Origin of the sequence: Nocardia uniformis NBRC 13702 (assembly GCF_001613345.1) — a bacterium.
GTDB classification, from domain to species: domain Bacteria; phylum Actinomycetota; class Actinomycetes; order Mycobacteriales; family Mycobacteriaceae; genus Nocardia; species Nocardia uniformis.
In genome coordinates this window covers 1-19,333 of sequence record NZ_BDCE01000038.1, presented here as the reverse complement: position 1 = coordinate 19,333, position 19,333 = coordinate 1, and the positions used below count along the sequence as shown (strand labels likewise).

General features: G+C 65.4%; 17 protein-coding genes. 12 read left to right on the top strand and 5 right to left on the bottom strand.

What is annotated here, in order from left to right:
- Positions 1-72 precede the first annotated feature (72 nt).
- From NU1_RS10740 to NU1_RS10720, 5 genes are all read left to right on the top strand, one after another.
- On the top strand, positions 73-1,230 hold the full coding sequence (locus tag NU1_RS10740) for a pyridoxal phosphate-dependent aminotransferase (RefSeq protein ID WP_084521165.1): 1,158 nt from the start codon (positions 73-75) through the stop codon (positions 1,228-1,230).
- Between the two features lie 227 nt (positions 1,231-1,457).
- Positions 1,458-2,069: a TetR/AcrR family transcriptional regulator gene (locus NU1_RS10735; protein ID WP_067519919.1), complete on the top strand. Its 612-nt coding sequence runs from the start codon at positions 1,458-1,460 to the stop codon at positions 2,067-2,069.
- 382 nt (positions 2,070-2,451) lie between these two features.
- Positions 2,452-3,873 carry an adenylosuccinate lyase gene (purB, locus tag NU1_RS10730; protein ID WP_067519903.1) on the top strand — a complete coding sequence of 474 codons (1,422 nt, stop codon included), beginning with the start codon at positions 2,452-2,454 and terminating at the stop codon, positions 3,871-3,873.
- A gap of 65 nt (positions 3,874-3,938) precedes the next feature.
- Positions 3,939-4,379, top strand: coding sequence for an HIT family protein (locus NU1_RS10725; RefSeq protein ID WP_067519902.1), 441 nt, complete (start codon positions 3,939-3,941; stop codon positions 4,377-4,379).
- A 123-nt stretch (positions 4,380-4,502) separates the two neighbouring features.
- Complete coding sequence (locus tag NU1_RS10720; RefSeq protein ID WP_067519901.1) at positions 4,503-5,462, top strand: alpha/beta hydrolase; 960 nt, start codon at positions 4,503-4,505, stop codon at positions 5,460-5,462.
- A 23-nt stretch (positions 5,463-5,485) separates the two neighbouring features.
- On the opposite strand, the gene NU1_RS10715 is transcribed toward NU1_RS10720, so the two are convergent.
- Positions 5,486-5,701: a DUF397 domain-containing protein gene (locus NU1_RS10715; RefSeq protein WP_067519900.1), complete on the bottom strand. Its 216-nt coding sequence runs from the start codon at positions 5,699-5,701 to the stop codon at positions 5,486-5,488.
- A gap of 420 nt (positions 5,702-6,121) precedes the next feature.
- Between NU1_RS10715 and NU1_RS10710 the strand changes: the two genes are divergently transcribed.
- Positions 6,122-8,317, top strand: coding sequence for a S9 family peptidase (locus NU1_RS10710; RefSeq protein WP_067519918.1), 2,196 nt, complete (start codon positions 6,122-6,124; stop codon positions 8,315-8,317).
- Between the two features lie 75 nt (positions 8,318-8,392).
- On the opposite strand, the gene NU1_RS10705 is transcribed toward NU1_RS10710, so the two are convergent.
- Positions 8,393-9,916, bottom strand: a complete 1,524-nt coding sequence (locus NU1_RS10705; protein ID WP_067519899.1) for an amino acid permease — start codon at positions 9,914-9,916, stop codon at positions 8,393-8,395.
- Positions 9,913-11,388: a glutamate decarboxylase gene (gad, locus tag NU1_RS10700; RefSeq protein ID WP_084521164.1), complete on the bottom strand. Its 1,476-nt coding sequence runs from the start codon at positions 11,386-11,388 to the stop codon at positions 9,913-9,915. The genes NU1_RS10705 and gad overlap by 4 nt, the downstream gene beginning before the upstream one ends.
- A 126-nt stretch (positions 11,389-11,514) precedes the next feature.
- Here gad and NU1_RS10695 point away from each other — a divergent pair, with 126 nt between their 5' ends.
- Positions 11,515-12,426: a glutaminase gene (locus tag NU1_RS10695; protein WP_067519897.1), complete on the top strand. Its 912-nt coding sequence runs from the start codon at positions 11,515-11,517 to the stop codon at positions 12,424-12,426.
- 185 nt (positions 12,427-12,611) lie between these two features.
- Positions 12,612-14,000, top strand: a complete 1,389-nt coding sequence (locus NU1_RS10690; protein WP_067519896.1) for a dipeptidase — start codon at positions 12,612-12,614, stop codon at positions 13,998-14,000.
- Between the two features lie 128 nt (positions 14,001-14,128).
- On the opposite strand, the gene NU1_RS10685 is transcribed toward NU1_RS10690, so the two are convergent.
- The gene (locus NU1_RS10685) at positions 14,129-14,773 is read right to left on the bottom strand and encodes an MBL fold metallo-hydrolase (RefSeq protein ID WP_067519889.1); all 645 of its coding nucleotides are present in this window, start codon (positions 14,771-14,773) and stop codon (positions 14,129-14,131) included.
- Between the two features lie 445 nt (positions 14,774-15,218).
- On the opposite strand from NU1_RS10685, the gene purS reads away from it, so the two are divergent.
- Positions 15,219-15,452 carry a phosphoribosylformylglycinamidine synthase subunit PurS gene (gene purS, locus NU1_RS10680; RefSeq protein ID WP_067519887.1) on the top strand — a complete coding sequence of 78 codons (234 nt, stop codon included), beginning with the start codon at positions 15,219-15,221 and terminating at the stop codon, positions 15,450-15,452.
- Positions 15,449-16,126, top strand: a complete 678-nt coding sequence (purQ, locus tag NU1_RS10675) for a phosphoribosylformylglycinamidine synthase subunit PurQ (RefSeq protein WP_067519885.1) — start codon at positions 15,449-15,451, stop codon at positions 16,124-16,126. Before purS ends, purQ begins: the two co-directional genes overlap by 4 nt.
- A gap of 45 nt (positions 16,127-16,171) precedes the next feature.
- On the opposite strand, the gene NU1_RS10670 is transcribed toward purQ, so the two are convergent.
- Positions 16,172-17,272 (bottom strand): substrate-binding domain-containing protein, encoded by a 1,101-nt coding sequence (locus tag NU1_RS10670; RefSeq protein WP_067519884.1) that lies wholly within the window; start codon positions 17,270-17,272, stop codon positions 16,172-16,174.
- Between the two features lie 44 nt (positions 17,273-17,316).
- Here NU1_RS10670 and NU1_RS10665 point away from each other — a divergent pair, with 44 nt between their 5' ends.
- Both NU1_RS10665 and NU1_RS10660 read left to right on the top strand, forming a co-directional pair.
- Positions 17,317-17,754 carry a MarR family winged helix-turn-helix transcriptional regulator gene (locus tag NU1_RS10665; protein WP_067519915.1) on the top strand — a complete coding sequence of 146 codons (438 nt, stop codon included), beginning with the start codon at positions 17,317-17,319 and terminating at the stop codon, positions 17,752-17,754.
- A gap of 190 nt (positions 17,755-17,944) precedes the next feature.
- A complete protein-coding gene (locus tag NU1_RS10660) occupies positions 17,945-19,264 on the top strand; it encodes a M18 family aminopeptidase (RefSeq protein WP_067519883.1) in 1,320 nt (439 codons plus the stop codon).
- The last annotated feature ends 69 nt before the right edge of the window (positions 19,265-19,333 follow it).

Sequence of the window (19,333 nt, the reverse complement as noted above, 5' to 3'; positions counted from 1 at the left end):
CTATGTCCTCCTCAGGCCTTCCGGTGGGTATTGCGGGGCCGACGGGGGAGCGGGTGCTCTACCGTCTGTCGAGTGCGTATCGAATCTCGCCGGTCGACCATTCCACCTTTCTACGTGATGGATGTCTGGAAAGCAGCAGCGGAGCGCGCCCGGACACACGGAGATGTGCTGGTATTGGCGGCCGGGCAGCCGTCCACTCCGGCGCCGCGGCCGGTGCTGCGGGCGACCAAGGCGGCCATGGATTCCGAATTGCTCGGATACACCGAGACATTCGGGATTCTGCCGTTGCGGGAGGCCATCGCGGGGCATCACCGCGCGACGTACGGGATTTCGGTGGATCCCGACGACGTGGTGGTGACGACCGGATCGTCGGGGGCGTTCACGCTGATCTTCCTGGCGGCCTTCGATGCCGGGGATACCGTGGTGGTGGCGCGGCCGGGGTATCCGGCCTACCGCAATACCCTCGCGGCGCTGGGTTGCGATGTCATCGAACTCGATTGCGGACCGGAAACCCGGTTCCAGCCCACGGTGGCCATGCTGGAGGCACTGCCGCAGGCCCCGGCGGGACTGATTGTGGCGAGTCCGGCCAATCCGACCGGCACCATGATCGCGCCGGAGGAGCTGGCGGCGCTGGCGCGCTGGTGCGACGACCACGGCACGCTGCTGATTTCCGACGAGATCTATCACGGCATCGTCTACGCGGGTACCGAACCGACCTCGTCGGCCTGGGAGACATCCAAGAATTCGATCGTGATCGGTTCGGTGTCGAAGTACTTCTCCATGACCGGGTGGCGGCTCGGCTGGATGCTGGCGCCCGCACATCTGCGCCCGGCCCTGCAACGGCTGGCATCGAATATGACGGTCTGCCCGCCCGCCATTTCCCAGTACGCCGCCGTGCACGCTTTCGGCCCCGAAGCCAAAGCCGAACTGGACGGACATGTGCAGCGATATACGGCCAATCGCCAGCTACTGCTGCGGGGTCTGCCGAAAATCGGTATCACCGAGTTGGCGCCCGCCGACGGCGCCTTCTACGCCTACGCCGATATCGCTCATCTCACCGACGATTCCGTTGCCTGGTGCAGCGAGGTGTTGAATCGCACCGGCGTCGCACTCGCACCGGGCATCGATTTCGATACCCACAATGGCCGGCACACCGTACGGTTCTCCTTCGCCGGGGCGACCGCCGATATCGAAGAGGCATTGGTGCGACTCGAAAACCATCTCGGCTGAGCGATGCCATCAGTTTGCCGAAGCGATCGCGACCGGTTCGAGGCTCGCGGGCCAGCGGCGATGCCCCGCAAAGACTTTCCCGACTCGCCCCCTGCCCTCGGCCAATGGGGTACAACAGCTGTGATGCGTATTTCGCACAGCTCGTCGATGTCCCATCCGAACTGGAACAAACACAGATCGCACCCATTTGACACAGATGAACCGATGATGACTGGCACGATTACGTGGTGATCACCGCGACGACTCCGAAGGGCGAACGGCGTCGCCAAGCGCTGGTTGCAGCTGCCGCCGAGTTGCTACTAGAGGGCGGATTCGATGCGGTCCGGCACCGGTCGGTGGCTACCCGCGCGGAACTCCCGCTGGCGTCGACAACCTACTACTTCGAATCCCTCGAGGATTTGATCGCTCGCGCGGTCGAATTCTCCGGAAATGCCGAACTCGACAGCATGCGCCGTCGGGTCGGTGAGGTGACTCATCGTCGCCGTGGCGCGGAAGCCACCGTGGATCTCATTCTCGATCTACTCGTCTGCCCCGACGGCCTGGATCAGGATGCGGATTCCCGCGGCCAGCTGATCGCCCGCTACGAACGCTCGGTCGCCTCCGCCCGCCACCCGGAGCTACGGGAGGTCCAGCTCCGACTACGGGCGCAACTCGACGAACTGCTCGCCGACGTACTACGCCGCTCCGACCGCATGGTCCGCGCCGAACAGATCCGCCGACTGGTGGCGGTTGTCGACGGGGCTGTCGTCACGGCGCTGGGTGAGTTCGATCCGCAGCCCCGGCGTATGGCGCGCGGGGCACTGCTCGAACTCATCGACATCGTGGCCCCGCCTGCGTGACACCGCGGCTCCGCCTGCTCGACCCGCCTCACCGCAATGGCCTGGACTCCTCCTCGCCTGAACAACTTGCTCGTCATAGCCCGCTTGTCATAACCCGCTCGTCGCAGCCCGCTCGTCATAACGCGCTCGTCATTCCGGCATGCTTTTGGCCGGAATCCACCCGTCAACGAACTCGGAGCCGTGGATCCCGGCCAAAAGCACGCCGGGATGACGGGGATGCTCGCGGACTGGGGTCGGGCCGGGTGGCAGGTGTGTCGACTGCTCGGGTCCGGTGGGGTGGCAGGTGTGTCGACTGCCCGACTCCGGTGGGATGGTAGGTGCGTTGACCGCCTGGGTAGCCGGGCTGCCGGGGCCATCCCCGAGCTAACTAGACTTCCTCCCCGTGAGTCTTGTGCCGAACGTCCTCGCCACCCGCTATGCCAGCCCCGAGTTGGTGCACCTGTGGTCGCCCGAGAACAAGATCGTGCTCGAGCGGCGGCTCTGGCTGGAGGTGCTGCGCGCCCAGGCCGAACTCGGTGTGAACGTTCCGGCCGGAGTCATCGACGACTACGAGCGGGTTATCGACCAGGTCGACCTGGCATCCATTGCCGAGCGTGAGCGCGTCACCCGCCACGATGTGAAGGCGCGTATCGAGGAGTTCAATGCCCTCGCCGGGCATGAGCACGTGCACAAGGGCATGACCTCGCGTGACCTCACCGAGAATGTGGAGCAGCTGCAGATCCGGCAGTCGCTCGAGCATGTCTACGCGCACGGTGTGGCCGTCGCGGCACGGCTGGCCGAGCGGGCCACCCAGTACCAGCCCCTGGTAATGGCGGGGCGCTCGCACAATGTGGCCGCGCAGGCCACCACCCTCGGCAAGCGTTTCGCCTCGGCCGCCGACGAGCTGCTCATCGCGCTCACCCGGCTGCGGGAGCTCATCGACCGCTACCCACTGCGCGGCATCAAGGGCCCGATGGGCACCGCGCAGGACATGCTGGACCTGCTCGGCGGTGACGCGAACAAACTCGCGCAGCTGGAACAGAAGGTGTCGCGGCACCTCGGTTTCGCGGATGTCTTCACCAGCGTCGGCCAGATCTACCCGCGCTCCCTCGACCACGACGTGCTGTCCGCGCTGGTCCAGATCGGTGCGGGCCCTTCGTCTTTCGCGCACACCATTCGCCTGATGGCCGGGCACGAACTGGTCACCGAGGGCTTCCAGGCCGGGCAGGTCGGCTCATCGGCCATGCCGCACAAGATGAATACCCGCTCCTGTGAGCGCGTCAATGGCCTGCAGGTGGTGCTGCGCGGCTACGCCTCCATGGCGGCCGAGATGGCGGGCGCGCAGTGGAACGAGGGCGACGTGTTCTGCTCGGTCATCCGCCGCGTCGCGCTCCCGGATGCCTTCTTCGCCGTAGACGGCATGATGGAGACCTTCCTGACGGTGCTCGCCGAATTCGGTGCGTACCCGGCCGTCATCGACCGCGAACTCACCCGCTACCTGCCCTTCCTCGCCACCACGCGCCTGCTGATCGCCGCGGTGCGCGCCGGTGTGGGCCGGGAGACCGCGCACGAGGTCATCAAGGAGCACGCGGTCGCCGTGGCGCTCGCCATGCGTGAGCAGGGCCGCGAGCCCGATCTGCTGGACCGCCTCGCCGCCGACGACCGCATGCCCCTGGACCGCGCCGGTCTCGAGGCCGCCCTGGCGGACCGCTCCGCCTTCATCGGCGCGGCGGAGGCGCAGACCGCCGAGGTCGTCGCCCAGGTCCAGAAGCTGGTCGACGCCAACCCCGAGGCCGCGCGGTACACGCCGTCGCCGATCCTCTAGGCAGCAGGCAACTCTCGCACCCGGCTCCTGACGGAGCCGGGTGTTGTGCGCCTTAGGCTCTCGGCATGAATCCGTACACGATCTTTGCCGATATCGTTGCCGGTCGGGCGCCCTCCTCGAAGGTGTACGAGGACGATGACGTGTTGGCGTTCATGGATATTCGGCCGTTCACGCCGGGGCATCTGCTGGTGATTCCGAAGGTTGCGGCGCGGAGTCTGGCCGAGTTGGATCCGGAGGTCGGCGGAAAGCTGTTTCGGGTGGGGCAGCGGTTGGCCGGTGCGCTGCGGGAGTCGGAGGTCGGCTGTGACGGCGTGAACCTCTTCCTCGCGGACGGGGTTACGGCGGGGCAGGAGGTCTTCCATGTGCACCTGCATGTGATCCCGCGCACGCCCGGCGATGGATTCGGACTGCGGGGACGGCCGACATCGCCGCCGCGTGCGGATCTGGACTACCTGGCGGGGTCGATTCGGGGGGTGTTGGAGCGAGGTCCGGTAATAGCTGAATAGCATTACCATATGCGTACCAGGCGGTTTGCTACCGACACGCCGTATTCGCTGTTCTCGGGCTCTGAGGTCATCTCTTCGGTTACTTTGGGAGGCCGAGTGTGGTGGGCATATGGAGGTGGGGACATGTATCGAAGAAGTGTTGCGGCAGCGGTGCTTTCGATCGCTGCTGGTTTGCTGAGTCCGGTATTGAGTAGTCCGGCAACCGCGGCTGCCGCGCAGGTGGTCCGGATAGATGACCTCGGTGCGACGCGCAGCGCGGTCTTCATCGACTCCCCGGCCATGGGCCGCACCATTCAGGTGCAGGTCCTGCACCCCGCCGGGGGCGGCTCCCGGCCCTCCTACTACCTGCTCGACGGCCTGGATCCGGGCGCGACTCAGAGCACCTGGACCAATGCCACCGACGCCGAACCATTCTTCCGCGGCAAGAATGTGAATGTGGTGCTGCCGATGGGCGGGCAGGCCAGCTATTACACCGACTGGATTACCGACGACCCCAAATTCGGCCGGTACAAGTGGGAAACCTTCCTGACCCAGGAACTGCCGCCGATTATCGACGGCCATTTCGCCGGAAACGGCGTGAACGCCATCGGCGGACTGTCCATGGGCGGTCACGCCGCCTTCGCCCTCGCGGTACGCCGTCCGGACCTGTACCGCGCGGTCGCCGGCTACAGCGCCTGCCCGGACTCCTCCATCGCACAGGGCGCGATGCTCTTCTCCATTGCCAACCGCGGCGGCAACCCCCTCAATATGTGGGGTCCGGTCACGAGTGCGGCATGGGCGGAGCACAATCCGGCGGCGTTGGCGGAACGGTTGCGCGGTAAGACCATCTATCTGTCCACCGGCACCGGTCTGCCCGGCCCGCACGAGCTGGAGATCAAACCCCAACTTCCGGAGAATGTCTTCTTCGGTGGTCCCATCGAGTTCGGCGTCGCGCAGTGCGTGGTCTCATTCGAGGGACGGCTGCGGGAACTGGGCATTCCGGCGCGCATCGATTACAGCCCGGTGGGCACGCACTCCTGGTCCTACTGGCAGGACACCCTGCACGCCTCGTGGCCCACCATCGCCGGAGCCATCGGCGCCTGAGCCGGAGCGTTAGGGGCCCTGAATCAGCTTCGGGGACGGTTGAATTCGCCGTCCTTGGCCCCGGCGACGAAGGCCTCCCACTCGCCGGGGGTGAAGATCAGCACCGGTCCGTCCGGGTTCTTGGCATCGCGCAGCCCGATATTGCCGCTGGTGAGGAAGGCGATCTCCACCCCATCCCCACTGTCGGTGCTGCGCCGCCAAACGGCATCGGGTTCGATATCGCGGTTCTTCGCTTCCACTCCGGACTCCTGTGCGGCATGCGTACTGGACGGTGATCTGGATCGCACTCATACTGCCAGGGTTTGCGGGAGGTGTGGATCGGATAACCCACTTTGTATCAGCAGGAAGGAGGCAAGGTGCGCACGCAAGGGTCCCCTCAGCGAGCAGCCCCCATCTCCGATAGTTGTGCGGCTGTGCCCAACCATTTCACGGTTGAGCTCGCCCACAGCATTTTGCGAATCCATCGAAGTTGCCCGACCGATCAGTGCGCACGGCGCAAGGCGGCCGTGTTCTACCTCTACGACCAGAGCCGCCATCTGGCGAGCAACGGTCGCCGTCGGGGAGTGCGCTAGCCGCTGCTGCGCTAGCAGCACTGTCGATCATCCACATTGTCGCGGGTGCGCGCCGGTCGGCCGGGCCTCGGCATTACGGTAGTTCGCATGGCTCTGGATAGTGGTAGCGCAGCGAACTCCGACTCCGGTGCGACGGTGACCGCGCCGATCGCCAAGACGGTGCCCACCGAGCGCGCCCATCACGGTGACGTGTTCATCGACGAGTACGAATGGTTGCGGGACAAAGAGAGTCCCGAGGTCATTTCCTATCTCGAGGCGGAGAACGCCTATACCGAGGCGCAGACCGAGCACCTGGCACCGGTGCGGGAGAAGATTTTCGACGAGATCAAGTCGCGGACGCAGGAGACCGATCTGTCGGTACCCACCCGCATGGGCGACTGGTGGTACTACTCGCGCAGCTTCGAGGGTAAGCAGTACGGCGTGCACTGCCGCTGCCCGATCGGCGCCCCGGACGACTGGACTCCGCCGCAGCTGGAGGCCGGTGCGGAGGTGCCGGGCGAGCAGGTACTGCTCGACAGCAATGAACTGGCGGAGGGGCACGATTTCTTCGCGCTGGGCGCATTCTCGCTCAGCCACGCGGGCGATCTCCTCGCCTATTCGGTCGATACCGTCGGCGATGAGCGTTATGCCCTGCGGTTCAAGAACCTGGAGACCGGCGAGCCGCTCGCCGACGAGATTCCCGGTACCGCGCCCGGCGCGACCTGGTCCCTCGACGGCACCCACGTCTTCTATCAGACCGTCGACGAATCCTGGCGGCCCGATACCGTATGGCGGCACCGCCTCGGTACCGTCCAGGACGCCGACGTGAAGGTCTTCCACGAGCCCGATGAGCGCTACTGGGTCAGCATCGGTGCGACCCGCTCGGAGAAGTATCTGGTCGTCTGGGTCGGCTCCAAGATCACCACCGAGGGCTGGATCCTGGAATCCGATAATCCCGAGGGTGAATTCCGGGTATTGATGCCGCGCCGTGACGGTGTGGAGTACTCGGCCGAGCATGCCGTCATCGGTGGCGAGGACCGGCTGCTCATCCTGCACAACGATGTCGTCGACGGGGTGAAGGCGGAGAATTTCGTTCTCACCGAGGCCCCGGTCGCCGATCCGGAGAACCAGACCATCCTCATCGGCCACCGCGATGATGTGCGGCTCGAGGATATCGACGCCTTCTCCGATAAGTTGGTGCTGTCCTACCGCCGCGACGCACTGCCGCGAGTCGCCATGTGGCCGTTGACGTCCGACGGCTACGGCGAGCTGAAGGAAATCCCGTTCGGCCTGGAGCTGTTCTCCGCCGGTCTGGGCTCCAACCCGGAATGGGAGCAGCCGACCCTGCGCATGGGCGTCACCTCCTTCATTACCCCCACCCGGGTGTTCGACTACGTGCCCGAAACCGGTGAGATGCTGCTGCGCAAGGAGCAGCCGGTACTCGGCGGCTTCGATGCGGGCGAGTACGAGCAGCACCGGGATTGGGCGGTGGCCGCCGACGGCACCCGTATCCCGATCTCCATCGTCAAGCGAAAAGACGACGGACGACGGGCTGAATCCGATGATCGCTCCGCGAGCTCCGCTCCGAAACCCTTGCTGCTCTACGGCTACGGCTCCTACGAGGCCAGTATCGATCCGGGCTTCTCGGTGGCCCGACTGTCGCTGCTCGATCGCGGCATGGTGTTCGCGGTGGCGCATGTGCGCGGCGGTGGCGAGATGGGTCGGCTCTGGTACGAGCACGGCAAGACCCTCACCAAGAAGAACACCTTCACCGACTTCGTCTCCTGCGCACAGCATCTCGTCGATACCGGCGTCACGTCGGCGGATCGTATGATCGCCGACGGCGGCAGCGCGGGTGGTCTGCTGGTGGGCGCGGTGGCCAATCTCGCGCCGGAGCTGTTCGCGGGCATTCTCGCCAATGTCCCCTTCGTGGACCCGCTGACCTCCATCCTCGACCCGTCGCTGCCGCTGACGGTCATCGAATGGGACGAGTGGGGTAATCCCCTGGAGGACAAGGAAGTCTACGAGTACATGAAGTCGTACTCGCCGTATGAGAATCTCGCGGCGGTGAACTACCCGGCCATTCTGTCCATCACCAGCCTCAATGACACCCGTGTCCTCTATGTGGAACCGGCCAAGTGGGTCGCAAAGCTGCGCGCCACCAAGAAGGGTGATTCCCAGCTGCTGCTCAAGACCGAGATGAGCGCCGGTCACGGCGGCGTCAGCGGTCGCTACGAGAAGTGGAAGGAAGTCGCCTTCGAATTCGCCTGGGTGCTCGACACCGTCGGCCTGGCCGACCGGTAACCGATTCGGACGACTGACGCGAAATACGGCGCGGTGGCGAGATATCCGCCACCGCGCCGTACTTCGTTCGTTCGGTCAGACGTTGGTCAGATGTGACCGGTCCGCGCTCGGGCCCAGTGCCTTGGCCTTCACGTCGTCCGGCGGAACCCACGACGGCTTCTTCACGCGCTCGATAATCAGCGGGATGATGCTGAATACGATCGCACCGCCCAGCACCAGGCCGATATAGGTGGCCTTATTGCCGATCGGCAGCTGCGACGGCGGCACGAAAGCCAGCACGAACGCGAAAGCCACTGCCAGGAAACCGATTCCGGCGAACAGCCAGATGCCCACCATGCCACCCGGAATCTTGAAGGCCCGCGGCAGATCCGGCTGGGTGTAGCGCAGCCGGATCGCTGCGGCGTACATGAACATGTAGATGATCAGGTACAGGCTCACCGCCATGGCCGAGATCAGGAAGAACGCCGAGCTGACATCGTCCATGAACAGATAGATCGACGACAGCAGCGACACGATGATGCCCTGGATAATAAGGATATTGACCTGCACGCCACGCTTGTTCACCTTTTGTAGGACGGGCGGCAGCATGCCGTCGTGTGCGGTGGCCAGCACGCCGCGGCTGGGGCCCAGGATCCAGGCCAGCACACCGGCGAGCGCACCGTAGGCGATGAGCCCCGCCAGAATCCGTACCGGCCAACTGTTATGGATCATTTCCGTGAATCCCGCCGTGAAGGCATCGAACACACCGGTATTCAGGTTGATCTTCTCGTAGGGCAGGATGCCCGACACCGCGAGCGCACCGAGGGTGAAGATGGCGAACGCGGTGACCGCGGCGATCATGATCGCGATCGGGTACTGCCGGGCCGGATTCTTCAATTCCATGGCGTGAACACCCTGGGATTCGACACCGGCGAAGTTGAGCAGGATGCCCGCCAGGAAGGCCAGACCGGACAGGCCGGCGAGGTACGGGAAATAGCGGGGCGAGTCGTGCCCGTTGTGCGCCACGGTGACGGCCGGATCGGTGGTGTGCTCCCAGCCGATCGAATGCCCGGTCGAGATCCACCAGATGAATACGGCGACCAGGGCGATGCCCGGCAGTGCGGTGCCGAGCAGGAATCCAGCACTGGTCACCTTCGTCGCGAACTGATTGCTGACGAAGGCGACGGCGGTACACAGCCAGAACGCCACGATCGCGAAAATGCCCACATATATGTGGTTCTCGGCCAGATCCGGTCGGTCGAAGGCGAACGCCACGCCCGCCGCGGCGAAGCTCATCCCGGTGGGATAGAAGACGATCACCTGAATCCAGGACAGGAAGATGATCGCGAAGCCCACCTTCTTACCGAAGGCCCCACTGATCCAGGCGTACAGACCACCGGCCTTCCTGCCGTAGGCGCTACCGAGTTCGGCTGCCACGAGTCCGGCGGGGACCAGGAACAACAGGGTCGAGAAGCCGATGTAGAAGAACATCGTCAGCTCTTCCTTGGCCATCATCGGCAGCCCGCGCAGGCTGGTGACAATGGCCGCGGCGGTGGTGAAGCCGAGCGCCGAGACGCTCAGATACTTGACGGGACCGCTGGCCCGGTGTGCTCCGGTCACGACTTGGTCCCGGCTGAATTGGGCTTCGCCCCGGCCGAATTGGATTTGGCTCCGGCCGAATTGGACTTCGCCTTCGGCGCGGTGGCTTTCGCTGTGGGCACTGCGGCCTTGGCGCTGTGGGTGAAGCCGCCCGCTTCCTCCCTGGTGAGCGGTTTCGACCTCGGATTCTTCCGCAGCTGCTCGATACTGCGCTCCATATCGGCAAGCAGCAGATCGATGATGTCGATACTGAACCCGTGTCGCAGCACCGCGCGCATAATGGGCTCGTCCTCGCGATCCGCGGGCAGCGGATAGGCGGCGATGAGCCAGCCGCGGGTGCGCAGCCGGTCGGACAGGTCGTAGAGGTTGAAGCCGGGGTCGCTGTCGGTGAGTTTCCATGACACGGCGGTGATTCCGCGCTGCGGATTGCCGTCGTGGATCATCTCGAAGTAGCCAGTGGCGGTCAGCCCGGCCGCCAAATGCTGTGCGACGTGGTAGATCTGCTCCTGCACCCGGGTGTAGCCGGTGCGGCCCAACCGGATGAAGTCGTAGTACTGGGTGATCGTCTGGCTGCCCGGGCGGGAGAAGTTGAGATTGAAGGTGGCCATATTGCCGCCGAGATAGTCGACATTGAAGATGACCTCCTCCGGCAGATCGGCGGCCTCGCGCCAGATGGCCCAGCCCGCGCCCAGCGGTGCGAGACCGGTTTTGTGGCCGGAGGCATTGATCGACTTCACCCGCGGCAACCGGAAATCCCACACCAGATCGGGCGCGCAGAACGGCGCGAGGAAGCCGCCACTGGCGGCGTCGACGTGCATCGGGATATCCAGGCCGGTCTTCGCTTGAATATCGTCGAGAGCCTCGCTGATTCCGGCGACATCCTCGAACAGGCCGGTGAAGGTCTGGCCGAAGGTCGGCACCACCATGATGGTGTTCTCGTCCACGTGCGTGGCGATATCGTCCGGATGCATGGTGAGTCGGTCACCGCGCAGCGGGATCTGCCTGATCTCGACATCGAAGTAGCGGGCGAATTTCTCCCAGCACACCTGGACGGGACCGCAGACGAAGTTGGGGATGCCGGTGCCGCCGCGCTTGCGCCAGCGGAACTTGGCGGCCAACCCGCCCAGCATGGCGGCCTCACTGGAACCGGTGGTGGAGGTGCCCAGCGTGCGGCTCGCATCGGGGGAGTGCCACAGATCGGCGACCATTCGCACACAGCGCCGCTCGATTTCGGCGGTCTGCGGGTATTCGTCCTTGTCGACAATGTTCTTGTCCAGGGATTCGTTCATGAGCCGCCGGGCCTGGTCGTCGAGCCAGGTGGTGCAGAAGGTCGCGAGGTTCATGCGGGAGACACCGTCGAGCATGAGTTCGTCGTGCACGATTTCGTAAGCGACCTGGGGAAACATCTCCGAGGCTGGGAATCCGCCCTTCGGGGCGGTCCGGCTCAGGCCGGGCATTGCGAATATATCGTCGGACTGGGAGCTGTTGGCCATTGCGCCTCCGGATCTCAGCAAATAGTTGCCAGCAACCGATGTAAAGCACAGACACCCGTGAAATAGGTTGAAACACATACCGTTTCGTAACGTCTGTTCGATTGCTAGACAATTACTATCCCGTACATGGACTATCAGCATGTCATAGAGCAAGTGATGTCCGCCACGAAGCCACACGTCGGCGAGGGAAAAGTCGCCGACTACATTCCCGACCTGGCGCGGGTGAATCCCAAGCAATTCGGATTCGCGATCGCGACGGTCGACGGGCAGGTCTACAGCGACGGGGACGTCGACGTTCCCTTCGCCATCGAGAGCATTTCCAAGGTTTTCGCCCTCGCCCTGGTGCTGTCGAAAGGCGACGACAAGATCTGGGACCGGGTACGACGCGAGCCCTCCGGCCTGGCTTTCAACGACCTGATCGAACTGGAGGTCGAGAACGGTATTCCGCGTAATCCGTTCATCAATCCCGGTGCCATCGTGACCGCCGACCAATTGCTGGTCGATACCGGCGACGCCGTCGCGGCACTGCGTACCCTGCTCCGCGCGGAGACCGGCAACCCGAAACTCGAGGTCGACAGCGTCACCGCCGAATCCGAGCTCCGCACCGGTGAGCGCAATCGCGCCATCGCCTACCTGATGTCGAGCTTCGGCAATATGGTCAACCCGGTCGATCTCGCGCTGGACCACTACTTCCGGCAGTGCTCGTTCAGCATCACCTGCGCCGAACTGGCCAAGGCCGGTCTCATAATCGCGCGGCACGGCCTGCGCGCCGATGGGTCCCGGCTGCTGGAGCGCTCCGACGCCCGTCACATCATCGCCCTCATGGCCACCTGCGGCACCTACGACGAGGCGGGCAATTTCGCCTACCGCATCGGACTGCCCATCAAGAGCGGTGTCGGCGGCGGTCTGCTCGCGGTCGTGCCGGGCAAATGTGCGGTGGCGGCCTGGGGCCCCGCACTCGATCCCAAGGGCAATTCGGTCTCGGGTGCGGTGGCACTGGAGACCTTCGCTCAGGTCAGCGGATTGGCGGTGTTCTGAACGATGACCGAGTCCGCCCCGAATCAGACACCGCCCAGGATGGTCAGCAAGACGCGATCGGCCACGGTCTGGATCCATGGCTCGCCGCCCGCTGATGCCTCGCCTCGCCTTCTGAAGTGGACCGGCACTCGGAGAACGGGTGGCACAGTGAAAACCGAAGACGCCCGTAATTGGAGGAGCTCACTATGGCCGATGCCGCCGGTGTCGACGATGATGCCCGGACCGCCGCGCTTCGAGCGGCGGTCCACGCCCTGATGCCGCGGGCGAAAGCCGATCTCACCGAACTGGTTTCGTATGAATCGGTGGCCGATCCGCGCCAATTCCCGGTGGCGGAATGTCGCAGGACCGCGCAGTGGGTGGCCGATGCCTTCGCCGCCGAGGGGCTCACCGACGCCGGATTGCATGCGACGCCCGACGGCACCGATACCGTTGTGGCCCGGTATCGCGCGCCCGCCGGTCAGCCCACCGTCATGCTGTACTGCCACTACGACGTGCAGCCGCCGCTGGATGACGCCGCCTGGCATACACCCGTCTGGCAGCTGACCGAGCAGGATGGGCGCTGGTACGGGCGCGGGGCCGCCGACTGCAAGGGCAATATCGTCATGCAGCTGACGGCACTGCGGGCACTGCGGGAAGTGCTGGGGGACAAGGGCTTCCCGGTCGGTCTCACGCTGGTGGCCGAGGGTTCCGAGGAGCAGGGCACCGGCGGGCTGGAACAGTTCGTGCCGCAGCATGTCGAGTTGTTGCGCACCGACACCATTCTCATCTGTGACACCGGCAATTTCGCCGTCGGTGTACCCACCTTCACCGAAACCCTGCGCGGCAATGTGAATGTGGTCGTCACCATCGAAACCCTCGGCAGCTCCATGCATTCCGGCATGTTCGGCGGTGCCGCACCGGACGCTCTCGCCGCGCTCATCCACCTGCTGGCGACGCTGCGTGATGAGCACGGCAACACCACCATCGACGGACTCGCCAATAATCAGGTCTGGGACGGTGTGCAGTATCCGGCCGAACAGTTCTCCGCCGACGCCACCGTGCTGCCCGGTGTGGAACTCCTCGGTAGTGGCAGCGTGGCCGATATGTTGTGGGCGCGACCGGCGATCACCGTGCTCGGTATCGACGCGCCGAAGGTGATCGGGTCCTCGGCCGCCATCCAGCCCAGGGCCGCCGCCCGGCTGAATCTGCGCATCCCGCCGGGCACCGATCCGCAGCAGGCGCTGAAACTCCTTACCGCACACCTGGAAACGCATACCCCCTGGCACGCCAGGATGACAGTGGAAACGGAGGCGGTCGGCGCACCCTTCAAATCCGCCGCCGGAGGTCCGGCGCGCGCCGCCATGGAGTCCGCCCTGGCCGCTGCTTACGGTCGGCCTACCACCACCGAGGGTCAGGGCGGAGCCATCCCACTGTGCAATGTCTTCGCCGAGACCTATCCCCAGGCGGAGATCCTGTTGATGGGTGTGGAGGAACCGCAATGCCTCATCCACGCCCCCAACGAGAGCGTGGACCCCACCGAAATCGAGCATATGGCGCTCGGCCTGGCACTGTTCCTGGCATCCTTCGCGGACTGACTCCCGGCTGGACCGACCTTCTCGTCATTCCGGCGTGCTTTTGGCCGGAATCCACACCATCGAAGGTAGATCCGGCCGAGAACGCGCTGGGATGACGGATCGGGCCGCGCCGGATGGCGGAGCGCGGACTAGAACTCGGCGTGATCCTCGGGCTCGATAACGCGGAATTCCGTATTGGCGGGCCCCATTTCATTGAGCCGACCGAAGTAGATGCCCTGCGCCGCCGCCGCGATGATCCCGTAGTGGATGGGGAAGGCGGTGCGGGGATTGACCGCGCGCAGGTAGTCCACGGCCTCACTGAGCTTCATCCACGGCGCGACAGCGGGGATGGCGAGTACACCCACCGGTGTCGACGGCACCCATAGCGAGTCGCCGGGGTGGACCAGTTCGGTCGGATCATCCGGGGTGCCGAGCTGGAACACCGTATTGTCGATGACCGGAATGTCCGGGTGTATGACGGCGTGCCGACCACCGCCACCGGTGATCTGAACATTGCCGACCTTCAGCACGTTCCCGGCGTGCACCGCCTCCCACGCTTCCGCACGCTGCCCCGCGGTCTGCGGATCCGAGAGCAATCGCGCCTGCGGATTGGCCTCGATCAGCGCGGTGATCCGATTCGGATCGATGTGATCGGGGTGCTGATGAGTGACGGCAATGGCATCCAGTCCGGTAATGCCTTCGAATCCGTGCGAGAAGTTGCCCGGGTCGAAAAGGATCTTCGTACCGTGCAGTTCCACCAGAATGCAGGAATGTCCGAAGTGGGCTATGCGCATATTGCCACGGTAGTACCCGGATCGGCCGCGGTGAAGGACTGCTGGGGCAACGTGCGATGTCGGTCGAGCGCCATCCCGCTTGCCCACCCCGAGCGTCCCCGACACACCTTCCCGTCATCCCGGTGCGCGCACACCTTCCCGTCATCCCGGCGTGTATTTGGCCGGGATCCACTACCGCTGAGAGGTGGATTCCGGCCAAAAGCACGCCGGAATGACGAGAGGGGATATGCCGGAGTGACGGGAGGGCACACGCCGGAGTGACGGGAGGGGGCATGCCGGGATGACGAGGGGGAGGGGCATCATCGCAGCCTGAACCCGAGTGCCGGATCGGTACGCGGCGTTCACCACTGTGGCGGGCGGCACTCCGACCTGACCCGGCGCGGTGTAGCTGAGCGGCGGCAATTACGCTGACCAGGTAAACCCCCACCAGCTTTAGGAGCTACACGTGGCACGTGTCGTGGTCGAGGTGATGCCGAAGGCCGAAATCCTGGATCCGCAGGGTCAGGCCATCGTCGGCGCACTCGGACGCCTGGGACACCCCGGGATTTCGGATGTGCGTCAGGGCAAGCGATTCGAACTCGATGTCGACGACAACGTCAGTGACACCGAGCTCGAGCAGATCGCCGAAGCATTGCTTGCCAACACCGTCATCGAGGACTGGAAGGTAGTCCGGCTGTGAGCGCGCGCATCGGTGTCATCACCTTCCCGGGCACGCTCGACGATGTCGATGCTGCCCGTGCGGTGAGGTTGGCCGGTGCCGAGGCCGTCAGTCTCTGGCACGCGGATGCCGATCTGAAGGGTGTCGACGCGGTCATCGTGCCCGGCGGCTTCTCCTACGGCGACTACCTGCGCTGCGGCGCCATCGCGCGCTTCGCACCCGTTATGGGCGAGGTCGTCACGGCCGCGGGTGCGGGAATGCCGGTGCTGGGTATCTGCAATGGCTTCCAGGTGCTGTGCGAGGCTGGGCTGCTGCCCGGCGCGCTCACCCGCAATGAGGGCCTGCACTTCATCTGCCGCGATCAGTGGCTGCAGGTGGAGACCGCGAACTCCGCGTGGACCTCCCGCTACGAGCCGGGCGCGCAGATTCTCGTCCCGCTCAAATCCGGTGAGGGTCGCTACCAGGCGTCCGAGGCCGTACTCGACGAACTCGAGGGTGAGGGTCGGGTGGTGTTCCGCTACGCGGGCGACAACCCGAACGGTTCGCAGCGCGGTATCGCGGGCGTCGCGTCCGCGAACGGTCGCGTCGTCGGCCTCATGCCGCATCCGGAGCACGCCACCGAGGCGCTCACCGGCCCCAGCGATGACGGTCTGGGCATGTTCCTCTCGGTGCTCGACTCCCTCGTCTCGGCCTGACCCCGTCATCCCGGCGTGCTTTCGGCCGGGATTCACACCCGTGGGTCAGCAGATTCGGTCGAGTATTTCGAAGTCGACCCCGTCGACCGCGGCGATATAGCCGGGCAGCACCACCTGCTGTCCGGCGAAACGCCTTTCCCCGGCCGGGGTTTCGAGTACCCGCCCGTCGTGGACGGCCTCATGCACGCTGGACACATCCAGGGACCCCGCCGCCTCTGCCATCGCGCGCAGCGTATGAATCGCCTCGTACTCGGTATTGCTGAAATTCGTGAGTGCGGGCGCGAATTCACCGTGCAGCCGCCGATAGCGCGCCAGCCGGTCCGCGCTCTCCGGTGCGGTCACGAAGAAGCTCGATGGCACGTACAGATTCCGATTGGCTTGTGCGCCACCGGAAAGCAGCACATTCTGATCCACCGCCGGACTCAGCCGCAGCTGCCGTTGGTCGCGCCCCACCCGGGCGAACTGCCGATTGAAGCGCGCCACATCCGCACCGACCAGCAGCACGATGACACCGTCGGCCCGGTCCAGTCGCGGATCGGCGAGAAAATCGGTGAAGTCCTCGGTGCCCAGCGGGAGGAATACCTGCAACGGCACCGGCGGTTCCCCCGGCTCATCGCGCTGATGGCTGATGTGGCCGCCCAGTTCGGCGCGCACCGCCTCGGCGGTGCGGCGCGGCCATGAATAGTCATTGCCGATAATCGCCCAGCGCCGCGCCCCGAATTCGCGGCGCAGCCAGCGCAGCGCGGGCAGAATCTGGCGACTCGGATCCGCACCCACCATGAACAGTCCCGGTGGTGCCGCGTCGAAACCCTCGTGATCGGTGGCGAAGAGATACGGCACCCGCCGCGCCGTCACCCGCGCCACCGCGTGCCGCACCGCGGAGGTGTGCCAGCCGGTGACCGCGTGCACCATGCCGGTGGCGAGCAGTGCCTCGACTTCCCGGGCCACTTCTTCGGGCTCGCGACCCCCGTCGATGTGGGTGGCCCGTGTTTCTCGACCGAGAATTCCCGAACCACCGTTGATTTCTTCGACCGCCAAAGAAATTGCGGCCTCACATGAAGGCGCGAAGATACCGCCGGGCCCCTGGTGCGGGACTATGTTGAGGATCTCGATACTGTGATCGGGATTCTCGCCGAACGGTACCATCGGTTACTCTGCTTCTCGTTAGAGCGGAATTGATGGGCGGGAATATGGCGACAAGTGTAAGCGGCATTTACACACTGCATGGTGCCCTGCGAGCCGCGGAACGCAGTTGGCTGGTTCAGCTGGAAGCCTCGCTCTGTGCCCGCCGCCTTACCGCCGATCAGTGGTCCATGCTCTCGAATCTGTCCGCTGACACCGGCATCACCATGAGCGAACTGGCCGCCCGGGCGCAGCTCGCCCCCTCCTCGGCCACCCGGCACGCCGACTGTCTGGCCGAACGCGGCCTCATCTTCCGGATCGCCGCCGCCGACGACCGCCGCCGCATCCTGATCGGTTTGAGCCGCCGCGGTGTGGACCTGGTGGCGGAGGTGCGCACCGAGGAGATGCGCGCCGAATCCGAACTGCGTCGACATCTCGGTGGACCGGATTATCTGGAGCTCATGCGCCTGCTCGAACGCGTCGCGGAAGCCCCGCTGCCCGACTGATTACCGGCGGTGCCGAGCATCCATAGCTCCACACCATTTTTCGGCCACCCTGCTCGTGCCGAAATAGATTATTGCCCAAATGAATACAACTCGGGCACGGCACTCCGAACAACGGGAAACGGGACGCGGCGCGCGACCGACGGACGGGACCATCGCCCCGAACAGAAGTGTGGTTGCTTAGGATCGCCCTATGCCCGTTTCCGTCACCGCTGCCACCGCCGCCGGACTGTGCGAATTCATCGACGCCTCACCGTCTCCGTTCCATGTGTGCCGGACGGTCGCCGGCGAACTCGATGACCACGGCTTCACCCGGTTATCGGAATCGGCGCCCTGGCCCGCCAGTAGCGCCGGGCGCTATTACGTGGTGCGCGGCGGGTCGCTGGTGGCGTGGGCCGACGGCGGGCCGGGCGCGCCGACCGGATTCCGCGGCGGTCAGGCCGCTCCGTTCCGGGTGGTCGGCGGGCACACCGACAGCCCGAACCTGCGCGTCAAACAGCATCCCGATCTGGCCTCGGCGGGTTGGCAGCTGGTCGGTCTGGAGCCCTACGGCGGAGCCTGGCTCAACTCATGGCTGGACCGCGATCTCGGCGTTTCCGGGCGGCTATCCGTGCGGGACGGAAATGTGCTGCGGGAGCGGCTGATTCGCATCGACGAACCGATCCTTCGGGTGCCGCAGCTGGCCATCCACCTGTCCGAGGATCGGCGCGGGGTCACCCTCGACCCGCAGCGGCACGTCAATGCGGTGTGGGGGGTCGGCGGGGAGCCGAGCTCCTTCCTCACCTTCGTCTCCGAACGTTCCGGTATCGAACCGGATGCGGTACTCGGGTGGGAACTCATGACCCACGACCTGGTGCCCGCCAAGCTCATCGGCCGCGACCTGGATCTGATCAGCGCGCCCCGCCTGGACAACCAGGGCACCTGTTACGCGGGACTGCGTGCCTTCCTCGCCGCCATCGCCGAACCCGGTGCGGCGGTGCCGGTATTGGCGCTGTTCGACCATGAGGAGGTCGGCAGCCAGTCCGACCGCGGCGCGCAATCCGGGCTGCTGCCGACGATTCTGGAGCGCATCGTCCTCACCCGGGGTGGCGGTCGCGCCGAATACCTTGCCGCACTCGCCGGTTCGGTCTGTGCCTCCGGAGATATGGCCCACGCGACCCACCCCAATTACCCGGACCGGCACGAACCCGCACACAAGATCGCGGTCAACGGCGGCCCGGTCCTGAAGGTCAACCAAAACCTCCGCTACGCCACCGACGCCACCGGCGCGGGCGCCTTCGCCCTGGCCTGCTCCCAGGCCGATGTGCCACTACAGCGCTACGTCCACCGCGCCGACCTGCCCTGCGGCTCCACCATCGGCCCCATGACCGCGGCCCGCACCGGTATGCCGACGGTCGACGTCGGCGCGGCCCAGCTGGCCATGCACTCGGCCCGCGAAATGATGGGCGCCGCGGACGTTCCCGCCTACGCGGCCGCCCTCGCGGCCTTCCTGACCCCGGAGATGGCTCGCTGAGCGGGCTGGCGGAAGTACGGAGCTGGCTCGCTGAGCGGGCGGCCGGAAGTGCGGAGCTGATTCGGTGGG

Excerpts from the sequence above, each read along its gene's own strand:
- NU1_RS10725 (WP_067519902.1), top strand. The coding sequence starts at position 3,939 with ATGAATCCGTACACGATCTTTGCCGATATCGTTGCCGGTCGGGCGCCC.
- NU1_RS10720 (WP_067519901.1), top strand. The coding sequence starts at position 4,503 with ATGTATCGAAGAAGTGTTGCGGCAGCGGTGCTTTCGATCGCTGCTGGT.
- NU1_RS10710 (WP_067519918.1), top strand. The coding sequence starts at position 6,122 with ATGGCTCTGGATAGTGGTAGCGCAGCGAACTCCGACTCCGGTGCGACG.
- gad (WP_084521164.1), bottom strand. The coding sequence starts at position 11,388 with ATGGCCAACAGCTCCCAGTCCGACGATATATTCGCAATGCCCGGCCTG.
- NU1_RS10695 (WP_067519897.1), top strand. The coding sequence starts at position 11,515 with ATGGACTATCAGCATGTCATAGAGCAAGTGATGTCCGCCACGAAGCCA.
- NU1_RS10690 (WP_067519896.1), top strand. The coding sequence starts at position 12,612 with ATGGCCGATGCCGCCGGTGTCGACGATGATGCCCGGACCGCCGCGCTT.
- NU1_RS10685 (WP_067519889.1), bottom strand. The coding sequence starts at position 14,773 with ATGCGCATAGCCCACTTCGGACATTCCTGCATTCTGGTGGAACTGCAC.
- NU1_RS10670 (WP_067519884.1), bottom strand. The coding sequence starts at position 17,272 with ATGGTACCGTTCGGCGAGAATCCCGATCACAGTATCGAGATCCTCAAC.
- NU1_RS10665 (WP_067519915.1), top strand. The coding sequence starts at position 17,317 with ATGGCGACAAGTGTAAGCGGCATTTACACACTGCATGGTGCCCTGCGA.
- NU1_RS10660 (WP_067519883.1), top strand. The coding sequence starts at position 17,945 with ATGCCCGTTTCCGTCACCGCTGCCACCGCCGCCGGACTGTGCGAATTC.